Raw genomic sequence first — 21,069 nt, 5'->3', positions numbered from 1 at the left:
ATCGACACCGAGGGACTGAAGACTTTCAGCAGGACGGAACACAGAGAAACATGAGCACCGAAGACAACGGTTCGAATCAGAATCCTCAGGAGGGCGCCCCCATCGAGGGCGAGGTCGTGGGCGGCGACGTCGCGGCCAGCACGGGTACCGACCGAGTCGAGCACGTGGACCTCCAGACCGAGATGCAGCGGTCGTACCTCGATTACGCGATGGCCGTGATCGTCGGCCGTGCGCTTCCGGACGTGCGAGATGGCCTCAAACCGGTTCACCGTCGCGTCATCTACGCGATGTACGACGGCGGATACCGGCCGGACCGCTCCTTCAACAAGTGCGCCCGCGTGGTCGGCGAGGTCATGGGTCAGTATCACCCCCACGGCGACTCCGCCATCTACGACACCTTGGTGCGTCTGATCCAGAACTGGATCATGAGGTATCCGCTCGCGCTGGGCCAGGGAAACTTTGGCTCACCCGGCAACGACGGCGCCGCTGCACCTCGGTATACCGAGTGCAAGATGGCGCCACTGGCCATGGAAATGGTGCGGGACATCCAGGAAGACACCGTCGACTTCCAGGACAACTACGACGGCAAGAACCAGGAACCCGTGGTCCTTCCGGCCCGGTTCCCCAATCTGCTGGTCAACGGTTCCTCCGGCATCGCCGTGGGTATGGCGACCAACATTCCCCCGCACAACCTGCGAGAGGTCGCCGAAGGTGTTCAGTGGTACCTGGAACACCCCGAGGCGGAGAACGAAGAATTGCTCGACGCCCTGATCGCCCGCATCAAGGGACCCGATTTCCCCACGGGCGCCCAGATCCTGGGCCACAAGGGAATCGAGGACGCCTACCGGACCGGTCGTGGATCAATCACGATGCGCGCGGTCGTCAATGTGGAGGAAATCCACGGGCGCACGTGCCTCGTGATCACGGAACTGCCCTACCAGGCCAATCCGGACAACCTGGCGATCAAGATCGCCGATCTGATCCGTGAAGGCAAGATCAGCGGCATCGCCGATCTCCGCGACGAGACTTCGGGCCGCACGGGCCAGCGCCTCGTCATCGTCCTCAAGCGGGACGCGGTCGCCAAGGTGGTGCTGAACAATCTCTACAAGCACACCCAGTTGCAGGAGAATTTCTCCGCCAACATGCTCGCGATCGTGGACGGCGTGCCTCGGACGCTTTCACTGGATGCCTTCATCCGCCACTGGGTCCAGCACCAGATGGAAGTCATCGTCCGGAGAACGCGGTTCCGGCTGCGCCAGGCCGAGGAAGAAGCCCACATTCTGCGGGGACTCCTCAAGGCTCTGGACGCCCTCGACGAGGTTATCCAGCTGATCCGCAACTCGTCCACGGCCGACGACGCCCGCACGGGGCTCATGGAATTCCTGGACATCGACGAAGCCCAGGCCCAGGCCATCCTGAACATGCAGCTGCGCCGTCTCGCCGCACTGGAGCGCAAGAAGATCCAGGACCGGCATGACGAACTCATGCGTCTGATCGAGGAATACAAGGAGATCATCGCCTCCGAACAGCGCCAACGCGACCTCATTTCGGAGGAAATGCGGGATGTCGTCAACCGTTACGGCGACGACCGTCGGACGCAGATCCTCATGGGCTACGACGGCGACATGTCGATCGAGGATCTCATCCCCGAAGAAGACATGGTCGTCACGATCACGCGCGGCGGATACGTCAAGAGGACCCGCATCGACCAGTACAGATCCCAACACCGTGGCGGCAAGGGGATTCGCGGGGCTCAACTGCGCGGCGACGACGTCGTCGAGCATCTCGTGGTCACGACCACCCACAACTGGATCCTGTTCTTCACAAACTTCGGGCGCGTCTACCGGACCAAGGCCTACGAACTCATCGAGGCAGGCCGGGACGCGAAGGGGCAGCACGTGGCCAACCTGCTGGCCTTCCAACCGGACGAGAAGATCCAGAGGGTCATGGCATTGCGCACCTATGAGGATGCGCCGTACCTGGTTCTGGCCACCAAGCACGGTCTGATCAAGAAATCACGCCTCAGCGACTACGACACGAACCGGACCTCGGGCGTCATCGCGATCAACCTGCGGGAGGACGACGAACTCATCTCCGCGCAACTCACCCACTCGGACGACGACCTCATGCTCATCTCCCGCAAGGGGCAGTCCCTCAGGTTCACGGCGACCGACGACGCGCTCCGTCCGATGGGCCGCGCAACCAGCGGTGTGACCGGCATGAAGTTCAGGGACGGCGACGAGCTGTTGGCCGCCAACGTGGTGACCGATGATTCCTACGTCTTCGTGGTGACCGAAGGCGGCTACGCCAAGAGGACCAAGGTCGATGAATACCGGGTCCAGGGGCGTGGCGGTCTGGGCATCAAGGTCGCCAAACTCGTCGAGGACCGCGGAGATCTGGTCGGTGGCCTGATCGTCGGTGCCGAGGACGAAGTTTTGGTCGTCATGCAGTCCGGTAAGGTCGCTCGGTCCCTCGTGTCGGAAGTTCCTGCCAAGGGCCGAGACACCATGGGCGTAATATTTGCCAAACCTGGCAAGAACGACAGGATTCTTTCCATCGCCCGAAATCAGGACAAGGGAATTGACGAAGGCCAAGAGATTGCCGACGACGGTTCCGTTGAGGTGCTGGACAGCGAAAATGAAGTACCGTTGGACAACGGTACTGAACAGACCGATACTCCGGCCGAGTCGGAAACTTCATCACACGGAGGTAATGAGTGAGCACGAACAATCCTGGTAACGCGGCAGGGAAACCTTCCGCGTCCGCGAGCTCCTCTGCGCAAAAGCCCGCGGACAACCGACGCAAATCGGCCGCTGGTTCCGGACGCGGAGATTCGGTGACCGCTTCCAAGTCCGCTCCCTCGAACGGACCCTCGAACGGGAACAAGCGCCAGGCCTCCTCGAACGGCCGGCCGCTCGTTCGACCCGCGCCCCGGTCCAAGGTGCGTCGCGCGCACCTGACCGTGGCCAAGGTTGATCTCTGGTCGATCGCCAAACTGGTTTTCCTGTTGTCCGTGGCCGTCGGGATCGTCGTGGTCGTGGTCAGCGTGATCCTGTGGCTCGTCTTCGACATCACGGGCATCTTCGGTGGCATCGACTCGGTGCTGTCCATGCTCTCGAGCCAGGGCAACGCCGTGTCCATCACGGACTACTTGTCTCTGGGTCAGGTGGCGCTCTACGCGACGATCTTGTCCATCGTGAACGTGGTGCTGATGACCCTTCTGGGCGTCATTTCGGCTTTCCTGTACAACATCGCCGCCCGCCTCGTGGGCGGCGTGGGAGTCACACTGACGGACGACTGATCAGGGTGCCTCCCTGTGCGGGAGGTCACCCCTGGTCTGATTTGGCCCGGACCGGGTCGTCATGTAATGTTTAATCTCGGTCCGAGGGCCAATAAGGGCGTATAGCTCAGACGGTTAGAGCGCTTCGCTGATAACGAAGAGGTCCCAGGTTCAATTCCTGGTACGCCCACGATCCTTTTCACGAGGAGGTTCCCATGAGGAAAACGCTGGTGGCTCTTGCAGCCGGCGCCGTAGCCTTTGTGGTGACCAAACGTGTGAAGGACGCTCAGGAAACCAAGGAAACCTGGAAGGCTTCCACCGACACGGTTGACTGACCCTCGGGGGCGTGGCGCAATTGGTAGCGCATCTGCTTTGCAAGCAGAGGGTTAGGGGTTCGAGTCCCCTCGCCTCCACCGAATGTTGGATGTTCAAACCCGCGACATGAGCGGGTTGAGCATCCGGTCCCGCTTGTAGCGCGGCGTTATAGGCCGGCGCTCGGCCCTCCAGCAACGCTGAGCCCGGACGTTCCGGCACCGGGTCCCCGATGGCCCGCGAGACATCCCACACATAGGCCGGCATGGCTCCCACCATTCGGGATCGCTCAACCTTTCCCGGCTTCGGCTTCTCGAACCGCACCAGCGGCGCCACGACTCGGCATCCTGCGGCGTCGTCGTGGCGAACCGGCCCGTGACCCGCGCCATGATCTGATATCCGGGCTGACCCCTGATGACCTGCCGACATGGCGCGCGTTCGCATCCGACACCGTCAACCCGGCCAGTAGCCGCGGTGCTACGAAGAAGCGCGCCATCTTGGAAGGGCCTGAGGAACAGGACCTCACTCGAAGGAGGCAGAACGTGTTGTGACAGCACCGGGTGCTCCACAGCGTCGCCCTCGTTTCGGGACCGACCGTTCAGAGATTGTCCGTATAAAAGTGGACGAGTTTCTCGATGGCGGCGTCGACGTATTTGGGTTCGTCGTACATCTCGTAGTGTCCGGCGCCGTCGATCATCATGAGGTCGACGGGGTTGGGCGCCAGTTTCCAGAGTTGCATGCCGGTTTCGTAGGAGCCGGTGTTCCCACGGCGTCCGGCGAGAATGACCTGAAGCGGCTGGGTCATGAGCTGATCGACGAGGTGGAAGGCGTCATAGCCCACGAGCAGCGAGTCACTGCGCGAAAGGCGGCGGTTCGTCGAGTGCTCGTTCCTGCCGCGCTCAGTGCGGTAGAACGTGACCGCCTGAGTGGTGTCAATGTCGGTCAAACCGGCTGCGGCGGCGTCTTCCAGCGTGTCCGGGAGCCAGTTCACCCGGGTCAGTTCACCGGTTCGGCTTTCCTCTCTGCGCTCAGTGGCGAGGCGGTCGAGGCCTGCTGAGGGGCCGCCCTCCTGGAAACTGCGGAATGACGTGCCCAGGTTGACGGGCACGACGGTGCCGACGGCCTTGATGCGGTGGTCGGTGCGGGCGGTATGCACGGCATAGCCGCCGCCGGCACAGATGCCGAGGACGCCGATGCGCTCGGGGTCGATCCCGCCGATGGTGCCGAGCTTGTCGATCGCGTAGGAGATGTCCTCACCGCGGCGATAGGGGTCTTCCAGGTCGCGGGGCTCGCCGCCGCTCTGGCCCTGATGGGCCGGGTCGAAAGCCAGGGCGGCGATACCCCGGTCGGCGAAGCGCGAAGCGTAGTTCGCGCCGATCTGCTCCTTGACGCTGCTGCCAGGCGTGGAAAGGACGACCGCGCGCAACGCCGCGTCCTCGTCGATGTCGTCGGCAAGTAGAGGTCGGCGGCGAGTTCCATCGGCCCTCGGGGAATCGTGATGTGCTGAAGCACTTGGTAATACCCTTCGTATAAGGTTTGTTCGCTACCTCGTTAGTCCGAAAGCGAGACTGATCCAGTTTCGTACTAGTCTAAAACTGTACCACCTAGAGGAAGGTGACTCGCGTGTCCGTAGACGCCGCACAGCTGTGGGCGCTCAACCATCGCTTGCTGACCGTCGTGTTGGATGCCAGCAGCGCCGAGATGGCTAAGCTCGGGCTGGAGTCGAAGGAGTTCTTCGTGCTCGCCGAGGTGGCGACGTCGCCGTATCCGGCTGAGCTCGCGGCGAAGCTCGTGATCCCCAAAGCGAGCGTGACGGTTTATGTTCGCAACCTCGTGGCGAAGGGGTTCATGCGACGCGAGATCGACGACACGGACCTGCGGCGGCACCGGCTCGTGCTGACCGCCGAGGGGGAGTCGGCGCGGGATCGCGCGCTCGCCGCACTTGCAACCGAGTTCGACCGACGACTGGCGACGATCCCCATGCGTGATCGCACGGAGCTGCGCAGGATTCTCCTGGCCCTGCTCGAACCTGCACGGTAGGCGAGACCCCGCCTCCAAGGACGTTCCGATCCATTCCCGTACGAATATGTACTCGAATAGGCACAGTTGATGAGCCTCTTGTGCCAGGAGGAATCTGTTGGAAAGCCAACCGCTGGAGACCCGCGAATGGGCCGAGGCCGAACTGGCCCCCTGGACCGTTCGGCGCTGATTCGCGTCGCGGGGCACACGCCGATGGCACATCGCGATCACTCGTGCTGATCGGGCATGTCCGCTTCGGCAACGACGAACTCATCCGATCGCTCCACGGGAAGATCGGTGTCTGATACCAGGGAGCCGGGACGGTCGGCCAGGATTCGCCGCCCAGTCCTGGCGGTAGGGATGACACCGGGCAAGTACCAGCATTCGTTGCGATGATCGTCATGAATGGTTCGAGCGAGAGGACGATTGCCAAAATCACAGTCCGACGGCGGCGAAGTTAACCTTCCGTTCATGTATTCACCTCCAAGACTTCAGCTCCATGTCCGCATAATTCAGGTGTGGCACCTGAACTCATCATCCTCGCAATTGTCATCGTCACGGCGCTGGTCTTCGACTTCACCAACGGCTTCCACGACACCGGCAACGCCATGGCAACGTCGATCGCGACGGGCGCCCTCAAACCCAAGGTGGCGGTCGCTCTCTCGGCGATCCTGAACCTGGTCGGAGCGTTCCTCTCCATCGAGGTCGCAAAGACGGTCGGCAAAGAGGTCGTGAACTTGAATCTCACCTCTGGCAGCGACCTGATGATTATCGTGTTCACCGGTTTGGTCGGCGGCATCACCTGGAATCTCCTGACCTGGTTGCTCGGCCTCCCCTCAAGTTCTTCACATGCCCTGTTCGGCGGCCTCATCGGTGCCACGATTGCCGGTCTCGGACTCAGCGGCGTCCTGTGGACCAGCATTGTCGCCAAGGTCATCATCCCCGCGGTCGCTGCCCCGCTGGTCGCCGGAATCATCTCGACGGTAGGCACCGCTCTCATCTACCGCTTCACGCGTTCCGTAGGCGACGAACAGAAAGAACGCGGGTTCCGCTGGGGACAGGTTGGCACCGCATCGCTGGTGTCATTGGCCCACGGAACCAACGACGCCCAGAAGACCATGGGAGTTATTTTCCTGGCCCTGGTCGCCTCTTCCTCGATCGACCCGAGCGCCGATATCCCCTTCTGGGTCAAGCTCACCTGCGCCGCGGCGATCGCCCTGGGAACCTACCTCGGCGGGTGGCGGATCATCCGCACCCTGGGCAAGGGTCTCGTGGAAATCGAGTCCCCGCAGGGTATGGCAGCCGAGGGCGCCTCCGCAGCCATCATCCTGACCTCCTCCCACTTCGGTATGGCCCTCTCGACGACCCACGTGGCCACGGGATCGATCCTGGGCACCGGACTCGGTCGTAAGGGCGCCGAGGTTCGGTGGGGAGTAGCCGGTCGGATGGTCGTCGCCTGGATCATCACCATCCCGGCGGCCGCGCTCGTCGGCGCCGTCACCTGGTTCATCGGGCACATGGTCGCCATGGTCTCCAACGAACTCGTGGGAGCGTTGGTCATCTTCGCCCTGCTCGTGGTGCTCGCCGGGTACATGTGGCACCGCTCCCGTCAGGCCCCCGTCACGCAGGACAACGTCAATGACCAGTGGGCCGAGGAAGAGACCGAAACGCCGGTCGTGGAACAGGTCGAGACAGCAGACCCGGACAACTCCTTGACCGGAACCATGGTTCACGCCAAGGTAGGCGAGATCATCGGTCATGATTCACGAGCCGGCGCCCACAAGCACTTTTCCAATCAGTAACCCGGGAGTCCGAGCATGAACTTTCTCCACCTTCTCTCGAATCTCGTTCCCGTGACGATCGCGGGATTGCTTCTCGGCGCCGGCCTCCCCGCGCTCTTTGCCTTGGGGATGCGGATCTCGGCCGGACAGACTCAACGGACCGAAGACGGCGGCGTCATCCAGGTGCGCCCTCCCTCCACGGTCATGAGAGCCATCGGAGGGCTGATTTTCGCGATCATCCTGGTGGCCATCGTTATGGGCATCCTCTGGATCGCCAAAGATTTTCTGTTCCACATGACCGGATTCAATTTCCTGGGTCTCGCCAAGAAGTAGGGACCGCAGCGGAGCTCTAGGAAAGGGGGCGACATGCGAAACCTTGCTGCCTCCGTGATCAGATGGCTCCGAGCCGGGTACCCCAATGGCTTGCCCTCGCAGGACTACGTACCTCTCGTCGCCGTACTCCGGCGGAGACTGGCCGAGGACGAAGTCGTCGATATCTGCCGCCAACTCATCGACGAAGGCGTCATGCCCGCCGGTAGCGTGGACATCGGTGTCGAAATCACGAAAATTACCGACGAGATGCCGTTGCCGGGTGACGTCGCCCGCGTCGAGGAACATTTGAAACACGTCGGCTGGGACCTGTAGCGAAAAATGCCGGGGCCGGTCGTGGCCGACTGCGCCGAGGCGCGGCTCCGGATGGTGCCGTCCTCAGGCGGACGTGGTTCCGGCACAGCCATCAGGCCCATAAAAAACGCCGCCGCGCTCATGGAGCGCGGCGGCGTTGTGCGGCGTCCGGGACGCCGGGGCAGTCAGTTACTTGTCATCCTGTCCCGACTTCGGAGCCTGGTGCTTGCCTGCGGGCTTTCCCTCGGCGTTGTTCTGCGAGGTGCCGCCCTGGCGAGGAGCCGAGGACTTGGTCTCGTCGGCCTTCTTGGTCTCCGAGGCCTTGTCCGCTGCGGGAGTGCCCTGAACCGGAGTGGCCGGCTTGTCCATTGGGGCACCGGGAGCCGGGTGGCTCGTGTCCTTGGGATCGTTCAGGGACTTGACCTCCTGGTTGGAAGGCGCGGCGGCCGAGGACGGCTTGCTCACCTTCTGCTCCGCAGGCTCTGCCTTGGCCCCGGCGGCCGAGGAATCGGCGGAATCCTTGGCAACGGGCTTCTTCTCGGCATCCGCCGGAGTCTTCCAGGGGTCCTCGACCGGGCGGGATGCACGCCACGCGGCGACGCCGGCAGCGGTGGCCGCTGCGAGCAACCCGAAGAAGACAAGGCCCTTGTGCGACTTCTTGTTGGCCTTCTTCTGCTGCTTGGCGAATTCCTCGGCCCGCTTCGCGGCCGCCTTCTGCGCCTTCTTCACGGACTTCTTGTCACCGGTGACCTTGGCCGCCAGCGCCTCGACCTGCGGGTGTGCCTCTGTGGAGTTCAGCTTGCCTGCGATTGCCGTGGCCGCCTCACCGGCACGCTCACGAGCATTGGCGACGGCGTTCTCGACGGCCGGGGTCGCACGATCGATCTGCTCCTGGAGACGGGGCGCAACCTCCTTCTGCGCCCAGTCGTTGGCCTGATCGGCGCGCTGCTGCAACTTGTTGCTCAGCTCATTGACCTTGTCGACACCCTCGGAGTAGCGGGCGTTCGCCGTCTTCCGGGCCTCTTTCGCGGCCTGCTGGGCCTTCTTTTCAGCCTTCTTCTGGCATCCCATGAGTTACCTCCTCGTGGATCCGGTGCGTCGACAGAATCTCTGTCGACGCCATCCGTGGAAAACGGGATGTTTTACCGAGTCAGTTGTAGTCCACCTTCAGGATATGTAATACGGCCCGAAGTGTCCCCAACCTCAAGGGGTGGGAGCGTGTTGTTTTCACTGTAGGCGGAACAGTGTTGGGGGTAGGGCGGCACCGTGGGAAAATATTTGTCATGACTGCGATTCCCACTGCCAAAGCGACCCTCCACACGAACCACGGCGACATCGTGGTTAACCTGTTCGGTCACCAAGCGCCCAAAACCGTCAAGAACTTCGTCGGTTTGGCCGATGGTTCCCAGGAATGGACCGATCCCAAGACCGGCGAGAAGAAGAACACCCCGCTATACGAGGGCGTGATCTTCCACCGCATCATCCGGGACTTCATGGTCCAGGGCGGCGATCCGCTCGGCCAGGGAATCGGCGGTCCCGGCTACCAGTTCGACGACGAGATCAGCCCGGACCTGGACTTCAACGAGCCCTACATGCTGGCCATGGCCAACGCCGGCATCCAGAACGGCAAGGGAACCAACGGCTCCCAGTTCTTCATTACCACCGTTCCGACCACTTGGCTCCAGGGCAAGCACACCATCTTCGGTCAGGTTGCCGATGACGATTCCAAGAAGGTCGTCGACGAGATCGAGGGCGTTGCCACGGGCATGATGGACCGTCCGGTTGAGGACGTCGTCATCAAGAACATCGATATCGAACAACTCTGAGTCCGAGAGGATCGGAACCGGGAGAACCCGGTGTATCGACGAGCGAGGCCCTTCCGCTGTACTGCGGTTGGGCCTCGTTCTGGCTCTGGGCCTGCCACCTTCTGAGAGGAACCCCCCGTTCATGAATCAGGAACCGCCACGGTACGGACAACGCGACGACGCCGCCTCCCCTGGTGAAGGCCGGCCGGTCTGCCCTCGGCACCCGGACACTGTCTCCTACGTGACCTGTACTCGATGCCAGCGCCCCGTATGCCCGCGCTGCCAGGTCCAGGCTCCTGTCGGTATCCAGTGCGTGGATTGTGTGCACGAGGTCGACCAGAATGCCCGACGTCGTGACCATGCACGGGGGCGAGGCGTGGGATTCCTGCCTGGCGGATCGGGGCTCACCGTCACCTGGACCCTGATCGCTGTGACGGTCGTTGTCTTCGTTCTGCAGTGGGTCATCCCGCGGCACCTGGTCCTCAATACCCTGGCCTACGCCCCGATCCTCACCACTGCCGAGCCGTGGCGTCTCTTGTCCAGCGGTTTCGTCCATTCGCCGGGGAACCTGCTCCATATCGCGTTGAACATGTACACGTTGTACATCTTCGGCGCCGCTCTTGAACCACGCATGGGGAGATGGAGATTCCTCGCGGTCTACCTGCTGTCGATCATCGGCGGTTCCTTCGCCGTCTACCTGTTGGCGAGTCCGTACACACTGGTGGTCGGCGCCTCGGGTGGGGTCTTCGGCCTGTTCGGTGCCCTCTTTGCCTGGACCCGATTCCGCGGGGGAGACACTCGAGGGCTGCTGGTTCTCGTGGCCGTCAACTTGGTGTTCGGGTTCCTGGTTCCAGGGATCGCTTGGCAAGCGCATGTCGGAGGCCTTGTGGTGGGAGCCGTGGTGGCGTGGATCTTCGACATCACGCAGCATCGGGGCCGGCGTACGGGTCGATCCGGCGGAAAGATGTGATTACAAGATCTTCCGTCGATGGCAGGTTTTCCACAGGAGTTACCCACAGCTGTTAATAACTACAGGGCTGTAACTCCACACGTGTTAATAACCCTGTGGATGGCGGTCCTGCCCGCCAGGTCGGGGAGATGAGGAGTCTTGGCCTGTGAATCATCCCTCGGTTACCCACACCTGTGGAAAACTCTGTGCACAGCTGGGGATTTCCGGATGGAGTGCAAGCGCCGAAAGTTGTAATTTTTGGTCGACCGGCGAGATTTTCGAGGCGCTGCCGGCGGCGGCCGAGACCTTCGGAATCTCGATCCGGAAGAACATGAACAATTGACTAACTTCGTTCCATTCGAACAAAAAGGTCAATTACAATACTTCTTTCCCTGAGGCAATAGGACAAATCTTCGAATATCGAGAAGGCGCTCCGAGATTCAAATAAATCGCGCGCATCGGCATTGTGCCGGGGATCCATTGACTTACGTTTGACTAGGGGTGACCGGGGATACCTAAGAAAAAGTCACTGTGCTATATTGAGTCCGCCGATTGAAATTCAGGTCGGCTTCCTTGGGGTGTTTGCTTAACCCCGCCGCGGCCCAAGGAACCTGTACACAGGACAACCTTTGGCGGGGGCGAGGTGTTGGATGAGGGTTCTCTTCCTCACAAGACTCCGAGGGTAAGTGGTTTTGCTGACTGGGGTTCCTTGATGGATCTTGCACCAACCGCGCAGGCAAAGAGGAGAAACCCATTTCTCATGGCTCAGCAAATCACTCGTGTTCGCCCAGTTACCCAGTCACACTTCTTCCGCAACACAGGAATCGGATTGGCGACTCTCGGAGCAGTCGCCGGATCCATGACTTCGGCGAACGCCTTCGCAACCGCAACACCGTCCACTACTACTCCTTCGACGCCTCAGGTCACGCCGAGCCTGGCGCTGGCGACGTCACCGTCGGTCTCGCACGACTTCGTGTCTACGCAGGCTTCCGGTCAGGCGGCACCGGCTGTCCAGCAGCAGGCGCCCGAACAGGCCGCTCCGACCACCTCCGTCCAGGCGCAGCCGACCGACAACACGGTTCAGGAACCGTGGGCGCAGCAGGCAACTGCCCAGGCCGCACCGGCTGAAGCTCCTGCGGCTCCGGAGACTGAGAATGCCACGATTCAACCCGCCGCGGACATCACTGCCGCCGAAGATGCGGCACCCGCCGTCGACGGTGGGGTGGCACCGTGGGACTCTGGCGCAGCTCAGCAGGATCCGGCTGCGCAGGCCCAGACCGAGGCGGTTGCTCCCGCCGCGGATGGCACTCAGGTGGCAGCCGATGGCACGATCCAAACGATTCCGGCCGTCGAGACCGACCCGCAGACCGCGGACGGTCAGGCTGTCGATCAGGCCCAGGTCGCGCCTGCGGACCAGGCTCAGTCGGCCGAGGCCTACAACGGCCAGGCGACCGAGGTCGAGCCCGCAGCGCAGACCGACGCCGTCACCGGCAGCCGTGCACAGGTCGTGCAGGACGCGATGGCGGGCGTGGGCGGTGCCTACGTCTGGGGCGGAAGCGACTACATGGCCTGGGATTGCTCAGGTTTTGTCTCTTATGTCTACGCGCAGTCCGGGGTCAACCTGGATTCGTACACCTACAGCATGATGAACCAGCTGACCCCGACCGCGAATCCGCAGGCGGGCGACGTCGTCTTCACCAACAACTACGCGCACGTGGGGATCTACTTGGGGGACGGGCAGATGGTTTCTGCTCTCAACCCGGAACAAGGAACCCAGGTCACTGCCGTTGATGGCGGCGGAATGATGACCGTGGACGGGTACTACTCGTCCCCGGCCCTCGGCTAAAACCATCGGAGGGCCCTTCAAGGGGCGGGGCCGGCTGGCGACCGGACGGGACTTCGATTTCCCGGACGGGCTCGGCAGCCGGCCCTTTTCCGTGTCCAGATGGATGGGCAACGGCGCGACGTCGATGGCGCCTCTGCCTGGGTGGCGGAGGCTCCAGGGGTTGAGGGCCGGCGGGCGACGTCCTTGGGTCCCGGTGAGGGACTTGGCCGAATCGGGGAATCCCGTACGGTCTCGAACCGGACACAAAAAACCTGTGGCGGGCCACCCTTTCGGGTGGCCCGCCACAGGCAGGTTCAGGCGATGCTGGCCTCAGCCCTTGAACTTGTTGCCAATGTTGCGAGCCGCATCCTTGACCTTCTCCGCGCCGTCCTTCACGGCGGCGCCAAGCTGGTCGCCCTTTCCTTCATTCTTCAAATCATCATTGCCCACAGCTTCGCCGACTTTTTCCTTGGCGTTGCCGGTGGCATCCTGAAACTTGTTGTTGGCTTTGTCCTCGATACCCATATGGGACTCCTTTCATTGGGGTTCCCTCAGGAATCATCCGAGGGACAAGCAAGAATGACCTCAGGAAGAAGAATTAGTCCTTCTTGCCGAACTTGTCGCTCAGCGCATCCTTGGCCTTGTCGACATGCTCGTCCTTGACGGTGTCCTTGCCGGTCTTGCCGTTGACGGCGTCCTTGCCCTTGTTCAGAGCGTCGCCTGCCTTGTCACCAATATCGAAACCCATAATCGGCTCCTTTCATCCCGGCGATCCATACTCTGTCAGTGATGCGAATCGCCACTTGCCTTCGACATTAGGGCAAATGGCGGGTGATGTGAACCGTTGGTGCGGAACACGGTCCGTTGTTCACCCCTGGCAAAACGTCATGCACCAATTCCTAAGAATTCCCCAGGTTGTTGTGAGACGAAAGAAAGGTTGTTCAGTTTTTGTGGTGCTGGCGTCCGGGGAGACCGAATTACCGCTTGGCGCGGTAGAACTGGTCGGGCCATTCGACGTCCTGGCGCAACTCCTGCGCGGCCCTGAGCACCCACCGAGGATCCCTCAGCGCCTCGCGAGCCAGGCTGACGGCGTCGGCCTGTCCCGTGGCGATGACGTGCTCGGCTTGGACCGCATCCGTGATGATGCCGACCGCACTCGTGGGCAGTCCGGTTTCGCGGCGGATGTGCGCCGCGAATTCCGTCTGGTACCCGGGAACCGGGCGCACCTGGGGCTGGGGCAGGTTGCCACCGGACGACACATCGACCATGTCGACACCCAAAGCCGCGGCCTGCCGGACGAACTCGGTGATGTCCGCCAAGTCGGCGTCGTTGGCCTCACGGGCTGCGTCCGTGCCCGCATCTTCCTTCCAGTCGACAGCGGAAACCCTGAGCATCAACGGCATATCGTCGGGGATCGCCTCGCGGACCCGGCGGACGACCTCGAGGGGGAACCGCATCCTGTTCTCGAGGTCGGCTCCGCCCCAGCGGTCATCGCGCGTGTTGACGTCCTTCTGGAGGAATTCGTGAAGCAGGTAGCCGTGGGCGGCGTGGATCTGGACGGTGTCCACCCCGGCGGCGACGGCGCGGCGTGCCGCATCACCGAAAGCCTGGGCGGTCTCGAGGATCTCGGACTCTGTCATCGCTCGGGGAGCATCGAACGGGCCGAAGGGCTCGTCCGTGGGAGCCAGCGTGGTCCAGGCGCCGTCGTCCGGGCTGAGAGATCCTTCCGGGTAACCGGGCAGGGCGTGGTATGTGGAGGCCTTCCGTCCGGCATGGGCCAGTTGGATCCCGAATTTCGCACCCTGACCGTGGGTATGCACGAAATCTGCGATGTGCGCGAACTCGCGAGCCTGGTCGTCATTCCAGAGGCCCAAGTCCCCTGGCGAGATGCGTCCCTCGGGAACAACGCCCGAAGCCTCGGCGATGATCAGTCCGAAGCCCCCGGTCGCGAAGGATCCCAGGTGCATGAGATGCCAATCGGTAGGGATGCCGTCGTCGGCCGCGCTGTACTGGCACATGGGAGCGACGAAGGCACGGTTCTTGAATTCAAGACCGCGCAGGGTCAACGGCTGGAAGAGATACGAATACGCCATGGGGTCGCCTTTCGAGGGACGGTGTGTTGCAGAATCCGCCCATCGCAACTTGGGACGACGGGCTGTTATTCCCTTGCACCGCGCCCACGGCCGTCACTGTCGCGCATCGCACACCCTAGGGCGACCCACGCGACATCACGTTTTGATAACGACCCGCGTGCCACCTTGTGAGGTGTACTCGCGAGTGTTTTATTTGAACCCGTCGATATCGACGGATGTGTGCGCACATCCAATATTCGGCCGCATGCGCCTGCAATGCGGCGGAATCGAGGGAATGAACCACGTGAGCCAGGCACGGGGGCGGATCGGTCGAGTACCGCTCCGTCCCCGCTCTCGCGTGCCGGGTAGCCTGCGGCCGGGCTCTCTGGCTCCGCGTTCTAGAGATCCCGGTTCGCGGGACGCCCCGGGGCCAGCGGCAGGAACACCGGTTTCTCATATCCTCGATCGGCGAAAGCGTCCGCGACGGCCTGGGCCGTCTCGGCCACGCGCTCGCGGGTCGTCAGGGCCAGAACGGCGCCGCCGAATCCTCCGCCGACGAGTCGCGCACCCAGCGCACCGTGATCCAAGCATGTGTCGACGGCGACGTCGAGCTCATCCCGCGACGCACCGAGGTCGTCCCTCATGGATGCGTGCGAGGTCGTGAACAGTTGTCCCAGCTCCCGCCATGTTTCCGGTGTGGTGGGGGTTCGATCCGTGAACAGGGTTCGGGCCCGCTCAACGAGCATCATGTCCGTGAAGACGTGTTTGGTCCAGCCATAGAGCTTGTCCTCGCCCAGGCTCTCGAGGACACCCGGAACCCGCGCGCAACGCTCGAGCGTTTCCGCGACGGTCGATTCCCGTGCCCGGCGTGCCTCCTCGGTATCAAGGTCCGGGAAGCCCAGCTCGTCCGGAAGAAGTTCACGCAAGTTCTTCGCACCCGTGGCCTTTCTGAGATCCTCACACGTATTGCGGCGGCTCGAATACTGCCCGTCCGCCAGATCGTGGGGTGCGCGGGTATCGATCACAAGGAAGGCCAGCCCGGCCCCGGTCACATTGACGTCCACGGGCTCGATCGAGAAGTCACGGAAGTCGACGACCATCGCCTGCCCGGGAAGCGACCGCAACGATGTTGTCTGGTCGAGGCCACCGGTTACGGCTCCCGCGACCTCGTTCTCTGCCCGCATACAGACTTGGGCGAGGCGAGCACGGAGGTCGTCATTGTCCGGGCCGCAACCACCGACCGGGAGCGGCTCGAGGGATGCCTCGGTGCGAAGGGGACAGGAGAGTTCGAGCAGAGCCAGCGCCGTGGAGCACTCGAGCGCCGCAGAGGAGGAGAGGCCGCCACCGACGGGAACGGTGGAATCGATGAGAAGATCCGCTCCGAAATCCGGGGGCAAGGAAATGTCCTCGCCGCCTTCCTGAGTCATCGACCAGGCGACGCCGCCGACGTATCCGAACCAGCCGGAGACCGTGCCCGGAGCGATTTCGCGTAGGGGGCGTTCGACCGGGGTGGGCATCTGCAAGGACTCCGCGTGGAGGATGCCGTCACGCCGCAGTCGACCTGCGATGAGGGTTCTGTACGGAAGAGGGGTGGGGAAACAGGACCCACTGTTGAAATCGACGTATTCGCCCAGGAGATTCAGGCGGCCAGGCGCGGACCAGATGCCGTCCGGTTCCGATCCGTACCTCTCGATGAAAGCCTCACGCAACGATTCCACCTGCGCGGTGTGGTCCGGCAAGGTGGCCCACTGGGCCGCGATCGAGGCCTCGGTCATGGAGTTGTACCTGAATTCTTCTTCTCGGCGACGTGATTCGGCGAAGAGCCGGGCTGCGCCCGACCACGGCACTCGCTGCGGACTGCCTGGTTCACTGGGCGCGCTATACATTGTAGGGCGAGGTCCCGCCGTCCCCGTTACTGTTCGGAAGCCTCGTCGAGAACACCCCGAATCACAGCCCGGACTCCGAACTCGCAGGCGCGCGCGTCCTGGACGCTCCGGGCGCCCGAATCATCGGCCGGCACGGAGGACGCCTCGAGCCTGAGTCGGTTGTGCTCCGTCGACACGAATCCCAGGACCGTGTGCAGGACGGTTCTGGCCGCCCAATCCGCGTGGGTCGGGCTGATTGCGCCGCGCTCGAAGGTCTCCCGCATCGCCACAAACGAGGAGACGGACTCCTGGTCCGCAACTAGGGCGATTCCGATGACGTCCGCACCGTCCTGGTAGCGCAACACGGACTCCCTGGCCGTACGGGCCAGTTCGACGACGGTCTCGGTGACCTCGCGCTCGCTGACCTTCTGTGCGTGAGGCGAATCCTCCGGGGCGATCCGTGAGACGTCCGGAGTGGGCCCAAGCATCCTGCCCGCCAGACGGGTGAGCAGCTCCTGCTTGTTCCTGACGTGGTAGTACAGCGCTCCGGGGGCGACGCCGAGCTCTGTGGCGAGCCTGCGCATGGACAGGTCGCCCAGCCCGTAGTCGCTCAGCAGCGACAGGGCTGTTTCGAGGATGCGTTCACGGGTGAGGGCCACGGGACGAGTCTACCGATTCGATTCCCGTGCCCCTCGACCCGGTCCCGTCAACCTCAGGCGGAGAGTGCTTCGGAGACCGCCGCGTTGAAGGCGTCGATGTCGTTGGGGTTACGGCTCGTGATGAGGTTGCCGTCCACCACGACCTGCGAGTCCTCCCACGAGGCACCGGCGTTGATCAGGTCGGTCCGGATGGACTCGAACGACGTGAGCCGTCGACCGCGGGCCAGCTCCGCCTGAGCCAGGATCCACGGTGCGTGGCAGATCGCCGCCACGGTCTTCTCCTGATCGAAGAAGGCTCGGACGAATTCGGTGGCGCCTTCGGCGATCCGCAGGGTGTCGGCGTTGATGGTGCCGCCGGGCAGAACCAGCGCATCGAATTCCTCGGGCTTCGCTTCGGACAGCGGCAAGTCCACGTCGAAGGAATCGCCGTGGTCCCAATCGCCGTTCATCGCCGTCAGCTTGCCCTCCGCGGGCGAGACGATCACGGTCTGGGCGCCGGCGTCGTCGAGCGCCTTGCGCGGCCGGGTCAGTTCGACTTCCTCGACGCCATTGGTCAGAAGGAATGCGATTTTCTTGCCGGACAGGTCTGACATGGTCCGATACCCCTTTGCTGTGTGGTGTTGTCGACACCAATCTAAGGCTCGGACGATCTCTTGGGAACAGGTGTGCGCTCAGAGCCAACCGCCTGGTGATGGCCCGGAACACGCGAACCGTCATTACTTGAACAGTGTTCAAAAACACGGTTCAATGCATCCATGCACACTTCGTACACGGAACTCGCTCACAGGATCGCGGAAGGTCACCGGTTGACCCGCGACGAGGCCCTAGAACTCCTTTCGGCCGACGACGCAGCAACCTTCGACGTCGTCCACGCCGCCTCCACCCTGCGACACCAACACTTCGGCAACACCGTCAAGGTCAACTACCTGGTGAATCTCAAGTCCGGGCTGTGTCCGGAAGATTGTTCGTACTGTTCCCAACGCCTCGGTTCGGCGGCCGAGATCCTGAAGTACTCGTGGATCAAGCCCGAAGAGGCCGTGCGCCAGGGGAGTCTGGGCGTGGTCGGAGGGGCCTCTCGCATCTGCATGGTCGCGAGTGGCAAGGGGCCGACCGACCGCGACGTCGACCGTGTGTCACGCATGATCGAGGGGCTCAAGGAATCCAACCCCGACATCGAAGTGTGCGCGTGCCTCGGCATCCTGAAGGACGGCCAGGCCCAGCGGCTGAAACAGGCCGGAGCGGACGCGTACAACCACAACTTGAATACTTCCGAGGACCACTACGCCGAGATTTGCTCGACGCACTCCTTCTCAGAACGCGTTGCGACCGTGAACCAGGCGCACGACGCCGGACTTCAGGCCTGCTCGGGTCTGATCGTCGGCATGGGGGAGAGCCCGGAGCAGCTGGTCGACGCCGTGTTCTCGTTGGTTGAACTGGATTCCGAATCGATCCCCGTCAACTTCCTGATGCCCTTCGAAGGGACCCCCTTGGAGGGAACCTGGGAGCTCACTCCGCTGAAGTGTCTGAGGATCCTCTCCATGGTTCGTTTCGCGGCTCCCGACAAGGAGATTCGCATGGCGGGAGGGCGCGAGATGCACCTGCGCTCGTTGCAGCCGACCGCGTTGCGTGTGGTCAATTCGCTTTTCCTCGGTGACTACCTGACGAGCGAGGGCCAATCCGCCGTGGACGATCTCCGCATGATCCAGGACTCGGGGTTCGTGGTCCTCGGGGCGGAGGATCGGGACCTCGTGGCCGAGCACGAAGCATACCTCCAGGCACATCAGCAGGAATTGTCCGATGCGGATGCCGGTGCCGAAGAAGCCTCGGCGCCTGCCCAAGCCGTGGCACCCTGCGGGCAGGCCGCGAGCTGTTCGAAGGGGAGCGGCGAATCGGGATCCGTCCCCCTGACCATCCGCCGACGCGGCGTCGGAACCTCGGTCGCCCCGAATGCCTGAGACGGAATGAAGCCACATCGAGCCGAGGTGGCATTCGCGTGCACGAATTCGGTCAAAATCTGCACAAGGATGCCACTTCGGCGTGGGGAACGAGCGATCGTGTGACGCGCGCGAAGTAGTAGTCCGATAAAGTGGTCCCACTGTGGATTTCTTGATCGTCGTCATCGTGATTCTGTTGGTGACCCTCGTCCTCGTGGGGGTCGGCGACAGATTCAACCTGCCGTGGCCGGTTCTGCTGACCCTCGCGACGGCCGCGATGATTTTTATCCCGGGCGTTCCGAACGTGAAGGTCCAGCCCGAACTCATTCTGCCGATCTTCCTGCCGCCCCTGTTGTGGGCGCTCGGCCAACGGGCCAGCTGGCAGATGTTCCGGACCAACTGGCGCGCTATCGTGACCTATTCGGTGGTTCTGGTCACCCTCACCATACTTGCGGTCATGTGGACGTCGATGGTCTTCATCCCCGGGATGACGGTCGCGGCGGCCGTCGCGATCGGCGCCGCCGTCGCTCCGCCTGACCCAGTCGCCGTGGAAGCCGTGTCGGAGCCCGTGGGAATCCCCCGGCGTATCGTCGCGACGCTCCAGACCGAGGGGCTCTTCAACGACGCCGTCTCCTTGGTCGCCTTCCAGGCCGCGCTCGCAGCCATCACGGTCAACAGCCACCTGTCTGCGCCGTTGTTGGTTCTCGAATTCCTGTACACGGCCGTCGCCGCCGTGGCGATCGGTCTGTTTTTCGGGTGGCTCGGCGGCGTTGCACGTCGTCACCTTAACTCGAGCGTCGCCCGGTCCGGGCTGACCCTGATTATTCCGTTTGCCGTATATATCGCTTCGGAAGAAGTGCATGCTTCCGGCGTCATTGCCGTGGTGGTCGCGGCCGTCCAGATGTCCAGCACGATGGGCGATCTGGAACCCGAGGACCGACTGACTGGTACCGCATTTTGGGAAGTCATCGAAATGTTGATCACCGGCGTCGCCTTCGGCCTGATCGGGCTTCAGGTGCGTCAAGTGATCATCGATGCCGGGGACCGCATTGGGGAGATGATCCTTCACGGAGGCATCATCGCCGCGGTCGTGATTCTGCTCCGCCTGGCCTGGATGGTTCTGATCGTGGCCTTCAACCACGTCAAGAAGAGCCAGCCGATGACCCCTCGGTCCCTGGGCGAGGCGCTCGTGATGACCTGGTCCGGAATGCGCGGACTCGTGACCTTGGCCCTGGCCCTTTCCCTTCCGGCCGAGGGTTTCGGATTCCGTTCCGAGGTCCTGGTGATCGCGACGATGGTTCTGTTGTTCACCATGGTTTTCCCCGGTCTGACTCTGCCGATCCTGGTCAAGATGCTCGGACTGGATCGGGAGGACCAACAGGACCGCCAAGAGCGCGAGCTGCTCGAACGGGCCCGGCACGCGGCCATGCAAGCCGTGCGGCAGCACTCTGAGGATGCGCCGCCGGAAGTCGTGTCGATGGTTTCCGACATCTACCGGCGTATGGTTCCGAAGAGCCCGCAAGAGGTCGAGAACCAGGAGGTCTACGAGGCGCAGGTGGCAGAGAGGAACAAACGGCGGAAGCTCTTCGCCACCATGAGAGACACCGCCCTCAGCGCGGCCCAGGACGAAATCATCAGTGCGCGCTCCGATCGAGGCGTGGATCCGGCGACCGTGGACCATGTGCTCCGCAAACTCGATCAGATGTCGGCGGTCCAGAATCCCGACATGGCTACGATCCTTCCCGGTTTCCAACCGGGTTTCACGTCCTCGCCACCGGGCAAGACCCAGGACAGGGCCCAGCCCTCAACCCGGAAGACACCACGGTCCGACGCCTAGCCGTTGCTGGCCGTGACGTTGTCTACACGTCTTGTAGGGGCACAGGCTCAACCTTGTGACAGCTTGTGAGTGCGCTGCTTGACGCCCCCGACAATCTCGCGCATAGA

Annotated in this window: 21 protein-coding genes and 2 tRNA genes; 14 read left to right on the top strand and 9 right to left on the bottom strand. The window is 62.9% G+C overall.

Features of this window, described 5'->3' with window-relative positions; all coding sequences use genetic code 11:
- Nucleotides 1-50 precede the first annotated feature (50 nt).
- The 5 genes from gyrA to AB0Y14_RS07940 all read left to right on the top strand — a co-directional run bounded on the left by gyrA (nucleotide 51) and on the right by AB0Y14_RS07940 (nucleotide 3,693).
- On the top strand, nucleotides 51-2,720 hold the full coding sequence (gene gyrA / locus AB0Y14_RS07960) for a DNA gyrase subunit A (RefSeq protein WP_436588641.1): 2,670 nt from the start codon (nucleotides 51-53) through the stop codon (nucleotides 2,718-2,720).
- Entirely contained in the window at nucleotides 2,717-3,301 is a 585-nt protein-coding gene (locus AB0Y14_RS07955) for a DUF3566 domain-containing protein (RefSeq protein ID WP_436588640.1), read from the top strand. Before gyrA ends, AB0Y14_RS07955 begins: the two co-directional genes overlap by 4 nt.
- A gap of 95 nt (nucleotides 3,302-3,396) precedes the next feature.
- Nucleotides 3,397-3,470, top strand: a tRNA-Ile gene (locus AB0Y14_RS07950).
- Nucleotides 3,471-3,495: 25 nt separating this feature from the next.
- Entirely contained in the window at nucleotides 3,496-3,615 is a 120-nt protein-coding gene (locus AB0Y14_RS07945) for a DLW-39 family protein (RefSeq protein WP_238692420.1), read from the top strand.
- Between the two features lie 5 nt (nucleotides 3,616-3,620).
- Nucleotides 3,621-3,693, top strand: a tRNA-Ala gene (locus tag AB0Y14_RS07940).
- A gap of 497 nt (nucleotides 3,694-4,190) precedes the next feature.
- Here the strand turns inward: AB0Y14_RS07940 and AB0Y14_RS07935 are convergent.
- Nucleotides 4,191-5,018, bottom strand: coding sequence for an alpha/beta hydrolase (locus AB0Y14_RS07935; RefSeq protein ID WP_436588638.1), 828 nt, complete (start codon nucleotides 5,016-5,018; stop codon nucleotides 4,191-4,193).
- A 197-nt stretch (nucleotides 5,019-5,215) separates the two neighbouring features.
- On the opposite strand from AB0Y14_RS07935, the gene AB0Y14_RS07930 reads away from it, so the two are divergent.
- From AB0Y14_RS07930 to AB0Y14_RS07915, 4 genes are all read left to right on the top strand, one after another.
- Entirely contained in the window at nucleotides 5,216-5,632 is a 417-nt protein-coding gene (locus tag AB0Y14_RS07930) for a MarR family winged helix-turn-helix transcriptional regulator (RefSeq protein WP_436588636.1), read from the top strand.
- 497 nt (nucleotides 5,633-6,129) lie between these two features.
- A complete protein-coding gene (locus tag AB0Y14_RS07925; protein ID WP_436588634.1) occupies nucleotides 6,130-7,413 on the top strand; it encodes an anion permease in 1,284 nt (427 codons plus the stop codon).
- Between the two features lie 15 nt (nucleotides 7,414-7,428).
- Nucleotides 7,429-7,725 carry a hypothetical protein gene (locus AB0Y14_RS07920; protein ID WP_436588633.1) on the top strand — a complete coding sequence of 99 codons (297 nt, stop codon included), beginning with the start codon at nucleotides 7,429-7,431 and terminating at the stop codon, nucleotides 7,723-7,725.
- Nucleotides 7,726-7,758: 33 nt separating this feature from the next.
- Nucleotides 7,759-8,037 carry a DUF3349 domain-containing protein gene (locus AB0Y14_RS07915; protein ID WP_436588632.1) on the top strand — a complete coding sequence of 93 codons (279 nt, stop codon included), beginning with the start codon at nucleotides 7,759-7,761 and terminating at the stop codon, nucleotides 8,035-8,037.
- A 168-nt stretch (nucleotides 8,038-8,205) separates the two neighbouring features.
- Here AB0Y14_RS07915 and AB0Y14_RS07910 read toward each other — a convergent pair whose 3' ends face one another.
- A complete protein-coding gene (locus AB0Y14_RS07910; protein ID WP_436588631.1) occupies nucleotides 8,206-9,087 on the bottom strand; it encodes a hypothetical protein in 882 nt (293 codons plus the stop codon).
- Nucleotides 9,088-9,299: 212 nt separating this feature from the next.
- Between AB0Y14_RS07910 and AB0Y14_RS07905 the strand changes: the two genes are divergently transcribed.
- Together AB0Y14_RS07905 and AB0Y14_RS07900 are read left to right on the top strand one after the other, a co-directional pair.
- Nucleotides 9,300-9,842 (top strand): peptidylprolyl isomerase, encoded by a 543-nt coding sequence (locus tag AB0Y14_RS07905; protein WP_436588630.1) that lies wholly within the window; start codon nucleotides 9,300-9,302, stop codon nucleotides 9,840-9,842.
- Between the two features lie 301 nt (nucleotides 9,843-10,143).
- On the top strand, nucleotides 10,144-10,791 hold the full coding sequence (locus AB0Y14_RS07900) for a rhomboid family intramembrane serine protease (protein ID WP_436588629.1): 648 nt from the start codon (nucleotides 10,144-10,146) through the stop codon (nucleotides 10,789-10,791).
- 150 nt (nucleotides 10,792-10,941) lie between these two features.
- On the opposite strand, the gene AB0Y14_RS07895 is transcribed toward AB0Y14_RS07900, so the two are convergent.
- Nucleotides 10,942-11,145 (bottom strand): hypothetical protein, encoded by a 204-nt coding sequence (locus AB0Y14_RS07895; protein WP_436588628.1) that lies wholly within the window; start codon nucleotides 11,143-11,145, stop codon nucleotides 10,942-10,944.
- A gap of 385 nt (nucleotides 11,146-11,530) precedes the next feature.
- On the opposite strand from AB0Y14_RS07895, the gene AB0Y14_RS07890 reads away from it, so the two are divergent.
- Nucleotides 11,531-12,616 (top strand): C40 family peptidase, encoded by a 1,086-nt coding sequence (locus tag AB0Y14_RS07890; RefSeq protein WP_436588627.1) that lies wholly within the window; start codon nucleotides 11,531-11,533, stop codon nucleotides 12,614-12,616.
- 309 nt (nucleotides 12,617-12,925) lie between these two features.
- Here the strand turns inward: AB0Y14_RS07890 and AB0Y14_RS07885 are convergent, their stop codons facing one another.
- The 6 genes from AB0Y14_RS07885 to AB0Y14_RS07860 form a co-directional block, all read right to left on the bottom strand.
- Nucleotides 12,926-13,120 (bottom strand): CsbD family protein, encoded by a 195-nt coding sequence (locus AB0Y14_RS07885; protein WP_436588626.1) that lies wholly within the window; start codon nucleotides 13,118-13,120, stop codon nucleotides 12,926-12,928.
- A gap of 73 nt (nucleotides 13,121-13,193) precedes the next feature.
- Nucleotides 13,194-13,343 carry a ribosome recycling factor gene (locus AB0Y14_RS07880; protein ID WP_436588625.1) on the bottom strand — a complete coding sequence of 50 codons (150 nt, stop codon included), beginning with the start codon at nucleotides 13,341-13,343 and terminating at the stop codon, nucleotides 13,194-13,196.
- A gap of 229 nt (nucleotides 13,344-13,572) precedes the next feature.
- Nucleotides 13,573-14,688, bottom strand: coding sequence for an NADH:flavin oxidoreductase/NADH oxidase (locus AB0Y14_RS07875; RefSeq protein WP_436588624.1), 1,116 nt, complete (start codon nucleotides 14,686-14,688; stop codon nucleotides 13,573-13,575).
- Between the two features lie 377 nt (nucleotides 14,689-15,065).
- A complete protein-coding gene (locus AB0Y14_RS07870; protein ID WP_436588623.1) occupies nucleotides 15,066-16,442 on the bottom strand; it encodes a galactokinase in 1,377 nt (458 codons plus the stop codon).
- Between the two features lie 137 nt (nucleotides 16,443-16,579).
- Nucleotides 16,580-17,191 carry a TetR/AcrR family transcriptional regulator gene (locus AB0Y14_RS07865; RefSeq protein ID WP_436588622.1) on the bottom strand — a complete coding sequence of 204 codons (612 nt, stop codon included), beginning with the start codon at nucleotides 17,189-17,191 and terminating at the stop codon, nucleotides 16,580-16,582.
- Nucleotides 17,192-17,244: 53 nt separating this feature from the next.
- The gene (locus AB0Y14_RS07860) at nucleotides 17,245-17,784 is read right to left on the bottom strand and encodes a type 1 glutamine amidotransferase domain-containing protein (protein ID WP_436588621.1); all 540 of its coding nucleotides are present in this window, start codon (nucleotides 17,782-17,784) and stop codon (nucleotides 17,245-17,247) included.
- Between the two features lie 162 nt (nucleotides 17,785-17,946).
- Here AB0Y14_RS07860 and bioB point away from each other — a divergent pair, with 162 nt between their 5' ends.
- Both bioB and AB0Y14_RS07850 read left to right on the top strand, forming a co-directional pair.
- Entirely contained in the window at nucleotides 17,947-19,146 is a 1,200-nt protein-coding gene (gene bioB, locus AB0Y14_RS07855) for a biotin synthase BioB (RefSeq protein WP_436588620.1), read from the top strand.
- A 142-nt stretch (nucleotides 19,147-19,288) separates the two neighbouring features.
- A complete protein-coding gene (locus tag AB0Y14_RS07850) occupies nucleotides 19,289-20,962 on the top strand; it encodes a cation:proton antiporter (protein WP_436588619.1) in 1,674 nt (557 codons plus the stop codon).
- Nucleotides 20,963-21,069 lie beyond the last annotated feature (107 nt).

This window comes from Rothia sp. HC945 (assembly GCF_051370785.1).
Classification (GTDB): domain Bacteria; phylum Actinomycetota; class Actinomycetes; order Actinomycetales; family Micrococcaceae; genus Rothia.
The sequence above is the reverse complement of the archived record's forward strand: the minus strand, read 5'-3'. Positions and strand labels throughout refer to the sequence as shown.

Bases quoted from the DNA above. Each gene is read 5' to 3' on its own strand.
- AB0Y14_RS07875 (WP_436588624.1), bottom strand. From the start codon at position 14,688: ATGGCGTATTCGTATCTCTTCCAGCCGTTGACCCTGCGCGGTCTTGAA.
- AB0Y14_RS07870 (WP_436588623.1), bottom strand. From the start codon at position 16,442: ATGACCGAGGCCTCGATCGCGGCCCAGTGGGCCACCTTGCCGGACCAC.
- AB0Y14_RS07945 (WP_238692420.1), top strand. From the start codon at position 3,496: ATGAGGAAAACGCTGGTGGCTCTTGCAGCCGGCGCCGTAGCCTTTGTG.
- AB0Y14_RS07920 (WP_436588633.1), top strand. From the start codon at position 7,429: ATGAACTTTCTCCACCTTCTCTCGAATCTCGTTCCCGTGACGATCGCG.
- AB0Y14_RS07915 (WP_436588632.1), top strand. From the start codon at position 7,759: ATGCGAAACCTTGCTGCCTCCGTGATCAGATGGCTCCGAGCCGGGTAC.
- AB0Y14_RS07885 (WP_436588626.1), bottom strand. From the start codon at position 13,120: ATGGGTATCGAGGACAAAGCCAACAACAAGTTTCAGGATGCCACCGGC.
- gyrA (WP_436588641.1), top strand. From the start codon at position 51: ATGAGCACCGAAGACAACGGTTCGAATCAGAATCCTCAGGAGGGCGCC.
- AB0Y14_RS07880 (WP_436588625.1), bottom strand. From the start codon at position 13,343: ATGGGTTTCGATATTGGTGACAAGGCAGGCGACGCTCTGAACAAGGGC.
- bioB (WP_436588620.1), top strand. From the start codon at position 17,947: ATGCACACTTCGTACACGGAACTCGCTCACAGGATCGCGGAAGGTCAC.
- AB0Y14_RS07905 (WP_436588630.1), top strand. From the start codon at position 9,300: ATGACTGCGATTCCCACTGCCAAAGCGACCCTCCACACGAACCACGGC.
- AB0Y14_RS07860 (WP_436588621.1), bottom strand. From the start codon at position 17,784: ATGTCAGACCTGTCCGGCAAGAAAATCGCATTCCTTCTGACCAATGGC.
- AB0Y14_RS07910 (WP_436588631.1), bottom strand. From the start codon at position 9,087: ATGGGATGCCAGAAGAAGGCTGAAAAGAAGGCCCAGCAGGCCGCGAAA.
- AB0Y14_RS07890 (WP_436588627.1), top strand. From the start codon at position 11,531: ATGGCTCAGCAAATCACTCGTGTTCGCCCAGTTACCCAGTCACACTTC.